Source organism: Calditrichota bacterium (assembly GCA_014359355.1).
Classification (GTDB): domain Bacteria; phylum Zhuqueibacterota; class Zhuqueibacteria; order JANLFK01; family Oleimicrobiaceae; genus Oleimicrobium.
Window position 1 is genome coordinate 1 of the sequence record JACIZP010000038.1, and the last position, 4,724, is coordinate 4,724.

The 4,724-nt window shown below is 61.4% G+C and carries 3 protein-coding genes; all 3 read left to right on the forward strand.

Annotated features, from left to right (window positions below; all coding sequences use genetic code 11):
- The coding region (locus H5U38_01755; GenBank protein MBC7185738.1) for a PD40 domain-containing protein at positions 1-2,896 on the forward strand (2,896 nt) is incomplete at its 5' end.
- Positions 2,897-2,942: 46 nt separating this feature from the next.
- Positions 2,943-4,043: a PQQ-binding-like beta-propeller repeat protein gene (locus H5U38_01760; GenBank protein MBC7185739.1), complete on the forward strand. Its 1,101-nt coding sequence runs from the start codon at positions 2,943-2,945 to the stop codon at positions 4,041-4,043.
- A complete protein-coding gene (locus H5U38_01765; protein MBC7185740.1) occupies positions 4,040-4,582 on the forward strand; it encodes a hypothetical protein in 543 nt (180 codons plus the stop codon). Before H5U38_01760 ends, H5U38_01765 begins: the two co-directional genes overlap by 4 nt.
- Positions 4,583-4,724 lie beyond the last annotated feature (142 nt).

Genomic DNA, 4,724 nt, shown 5'->3' on the forward strand with positions numbered 1-4,724 from the left:
ATTTACTCTGACCGCGATAGCACTCCTCCTCGCGGTCAATGCCGGCCACGGCCAGTATTACTTCGGCCGCAACAAGGTGCAGTACGACAACTTCCGCTGGCATGTGCTGCAGACCGAGCACTTTGACATTTACTTCTACCCAGAGATGCGCAAGATAGCGGAGATCGGCGCAGCCTATGCCGAGGAGACCTACCGCGTCTTGGAAGACCGCTTCGATCACAATATCAACCGGCGCATCCCGCTCATCTTCTACGCAAGCCACGCCCACTTCCAACAGACCAACACCACCCCCTATCTGGTCCCCGAGGGCGTGGGGGGCTTTTTTGAATTCCTCAAAGGACGAGTGGTGGTACCCGCCAATGGCTCCATCTCCGAGTTCAAGCACGTGATCCGGCATGAGCTGGTGCACGTCTTCACCTACAGCAAGCTGGCCGCCGTGTTCAAGGAGCGCGGGAGGCTCGCACCGACGGACCTCCCCCTTTGGTTCATCGAAGGCCTGGCTGAGTACTGGTCCACTGGCTGGGACTCGCAGGCGGAGATGTTCATCCGGGATGGTGTGCTCAACGGTTACATTGTCCCTCTCAGCCAGATGTACCAGATCTACGGCTCCTTCCTCATGTACAAGGAAGGACAGGCGATCCTCAAGTACATCGGCGAGACGTTTGGCGAGGAAAAGATTCTCCGCCTCATCGAAAACAGCTGGAAGCAGGAGCGCTTCGCCGACGTGATGAGGCTCACCCTCGGGGTGGACACGGAGCAATTCGACAAGCAGTGGCTCTACGCGCTGAAGAAGAGCACCTACCCCCTGTTAGAGCGGCGCGACTCCCCGGAGATGAGCAGCACGGTGGTCACCCGCGAAGGCATCGACACCAAACCGGTCTTTTACCGTCGCGCGGACGGTGGCTACGTGGTTTTTGTCTCCAACCGGATGGGCTACTCGAACATCTATCTGCAAAGGATAGACGGCGGACGCGAGCCGCCAAAGGCGGAGGTGCTCATCAAAGGCGAGAGGACATCGGAGTTTGAGAGCTTTCACGTGCTCCAGAGCAAAATCGACGTGACACCCACCGGCCTGTTGGCTCTTGTGAGCCGAAGCGGCGCCAGCGACGTGCTGCATGTCTTTGACATTGAGCACCGGAGCATGGTGAAACAGGTCCGCTTCGACTCCCTCGTGTCCCTCTACTCGCCATCCTGGGCGCCGGACGGGCAGAGGTTGGTGGTCACCGGGCTCAGCTTTGGCGGCCAAAGCGACCTGTACCTGGTGGACTTGGAACGCGAGACAGCCGAACAGCTGACCAACGACCTGTTTGACGACCGCGATCCCGCTTGGTCACCAGACGGGTCGGTCATCGCGTTCAGCAGCGATCGGCCACCCTACGGCGCGGACGGCTGCTACAACCTCTTCATACTTGACCTGCGCACCGGGGCAGTGGAGCCGGCGACGTGTGCGCCGCACAACGACCTTTCGCCTGCTTGGTCGCCGGACGGCCGCTATCTGACCTTTACCTCAGACCGCGATGGCGCTTACAACATCTGGATGGTGCGCAATACGGCTCGGGGCCCGTTCGCCTCGCTCTCAGGGAGTAGCACCGAATCCGCTGCCGACACGAAACACTACCCGGCCGCCACGGACGAGCTGGACGAGCTGCGGCAACTCACCTTCTTCACTACCGGCGCCTTCGACCCCGATTGGACGGACAACGACCAGATCCTGTTTTCCGCCTTTGAGAACTTTTCTTTCCGTCTGCGCCTTCTGGATGAGGTGGTCAGGAAGTTCGAAAGCTCGAATGTGGCCTCTGCGGACACGGTCCCTCAGCAGAGCGTGGAGCGACTGAGCCAGGAGGTGAGCGGCGACGTGTTCAGCAAGGCGGTCAAGTATCGTCCCAAGTTCGACCTTGATGTGGCACAGAGTGCCGTCACGCAGGATCCCATCTATGGCACCTCTGGGGGCGCGCAGCTGGCCATCACCGACATGCTGGGCAACGCGCAGTATTACTTCCTGATCTACAACAACGCCCGCACGCGCGATGAGTTCTTGGAGAGCTTCAACGTCGCGGTGACCCGCCTGGATCTAACCCATCGCACGAACTTCGCGGTGGGTCTCTATCACTTTGCCGGTCGCTACTACTCGCTGTACGACTTTTACTTTTGGGAGCGGCGTGCCGGAGGATTTGCCGCCGTCAGTTACCCCTTTTCGGTGTTCAACCGCTTCGAGGCCAGTCTCAATGTGCGCTATTCGGACAAAGACTGGTACGTGTTCAACCGACGGCGCAAGGCAGTGTTGGTCTCCAACATCGTCTCCTTCGTGAAGGACAATTCGCTTTGGGGGCCCACCGGCCCGGTGGATGGCGAACGCTACAACCTCACCGTCGGCAACACCTTGGATGTGCAGCACTCCCACGTGAATTTCGTCACGCTCATCGCCGACTATCGGCACTACTTCCGCATCAGCCGGAGCGTCACCCACGCCCTCCGTCTGATGACGATGATGAACAAGGGCAAGGAAGCCACGCCCTTCTTCATGGGCGGCAGCTGGGACCTGCGCGGCTATCCCCTGTGGCGGATCTGGGGGACAAAGTTAGCTCTGGTGAGTAACGAACTCCGCTTTCCGTTCATCGATCGCTTCTTCATCAAGTTCCCCATTGGCGGCTTGGCATTGAATGCCATCCGGGGCGCCCTCTTTGTCGACCTTGGCAACGGTTGGGACGACCACTTTGATGAGCTCCTGGGAAGCGTGGGCTTTGGTGTGCGCTGGCGTATTGGCGGCGTGCTCGTGCTGCGTTTGGATGGGGGACGCAAATTCAGCCTGCCGGAACCGTCGCGGTTTCACCACCTCAAGGACATCAACGTTGACAAGCACTGGTTTACACAATTCTTCTTCGGCTGGGATTTCTAGGGAGCGACGTACTCTGCGGCTCCTCTGTCTGCTCGCGGGCTCGGCGGTGGCCCTCGGTGGGTGCGCCCGGCTCCTGCTGCCACAACTTGCCGAGAAGGGCGACGCCCATCTGTGGCCGCAGTTCGGCGGGGCGGCGCAGCGGACTAATGTCGTCGCTGCAGAGCTGGCCCCGCCGTTGGAGCTTGACTGGCAGCGCAAGGCCACCGCCAGCCTCGGACCGACGTTTCTCGCCGCCGGTACAAGCATCCTTTGTCCCACGAAAGACGGCCACTTGCTGGTCATGGACGGGCCCTCCGGCAAGAAGGTTGCCCAGAAGAAGTTTCGGCCCGGCTTTGAAATTACCTGCGCGCTGTATGAAAACCTTCTCGTTGTCGCTCGGCGCCACGGGAACCCAAGCCTCACCGTCCACGACCTCGGTGACGGGCACCTGCTTTGGTCGGCGGCTGCGGGGAGCATCGAGACTGAACCGCTCATCGCCGACGGCCACTTGATTGTCGCCGCCGACGAAAAGCGCCTCACCGCCTATGAGTTGCGCAGTGGCAAAGTCCTCTGGACCCTGAACACGGATGATAACTTGCGCTCCACGCCCGCGTACGCCGAAGACAAGGTGGTGTTCGGCAGCGACGACGGCCGCGTTCGCGCCGTGGACGTGCGCAAGGGCACCCTCATCTGGCAATATCGCACCGGAGGGGCCGTCCTCGCTCCGCCGGCCATCAGCCACGGGATCGTCTGTGTGGGCTCGACCGACCGCAGTTTCTACGCCCTGTCGCTGGATTCGGGACTCGTCCGCTGGGTCTTTCCCACTGGGGGAAGAATCCGCCACGGGGCGGCAGTAGCTGACTCGGTGGTGCTTTTCGGCAGCAACGACCACTTGGTGTACTGCCTGTCCCTGCGCAATGGCAGCGAGCGCTGGCGCTTCCGGGCCAAGAGCATCATCAGCACCCCACCGTTGGTGGCAGGCAAGGTCGTCTACGTGGGTTCGCTGGACCAGCACGTCTACGCCCTCGACCTGGACAGCGGCCGGGAGTTGTGGAAGTATGACACCGGTGGCCGCGTGCGCACCATGCCTCTGGTGGCCTACGACAGGCTTTTCGTGGCAGCAGAGGGCAACCGCATTTTCGCCTTTCGGGCGAAGGGCAAAGCATGAGAGCAGGCCTCCTCAGGCAGAATCTGCGCAGGGCGGCGCTGTGCTGCGCGGTGCTGCTGAGCCTCATGGGCTGCTCAGGAGCATCTGGCCAGCCTCCGGAGTTGCACGGAGGCGACTTGGGGCTCTTCTGGCAGGGTACTGCTGGGGCACACACTCCTGGGCCGCAGGTCGGTGTGGCGCGTCCTCATTGCGCCTTGAGTGTGGAACACAGCCTCTTTTCTGAGCTGCTGCTGTGGCCGGCGGCTGACTCGTCCCGACGTCTTATCAGCGCCCGGGTGCACGTGGACCCGCGCAAGAAGCGAGACGCGCGCATTTCCTGGTTTTTCTTGGGAGCCACGGTGCTTGCGGGCGGCGCCTCCATATACCTGAAGAGCAGTGCCGACGATCGCTACGAGCGCTACCTGCGGGCGGGCTCACCAGAGGCCATGAACCGCTACTACGATGAGGCCTGCCGGCTGGACAGATATGCCGCAGCGGCCTACGGCACATTTCAAGTGAGCTTCGTGCTCTGGGTCATCTTTTTCCTCAAGTCTCGCTAAGGGAACAAGGCCTTCCTGGCACCAAGGAGGTCCACTGGAAAGGAGCGAGGGCTACGCGCTCGTCGGACACTCATGCCAACACCGAGGCCCTGCAGATCGAACCTTGGCGGCGGGCAAGTCCTGCGCAAGAGGGAGATGCTGA

Bases quoted from the DNA above. Each gene is read 5' to 3' on its own strand.
- H5U38_01765 (MBC7185740.1), top strand. From the start codon at position 4,040: ATGAGAGCAGGCCTCCTCAGGCAGAATCTGCGCAGGGCGGCGCTGTGC.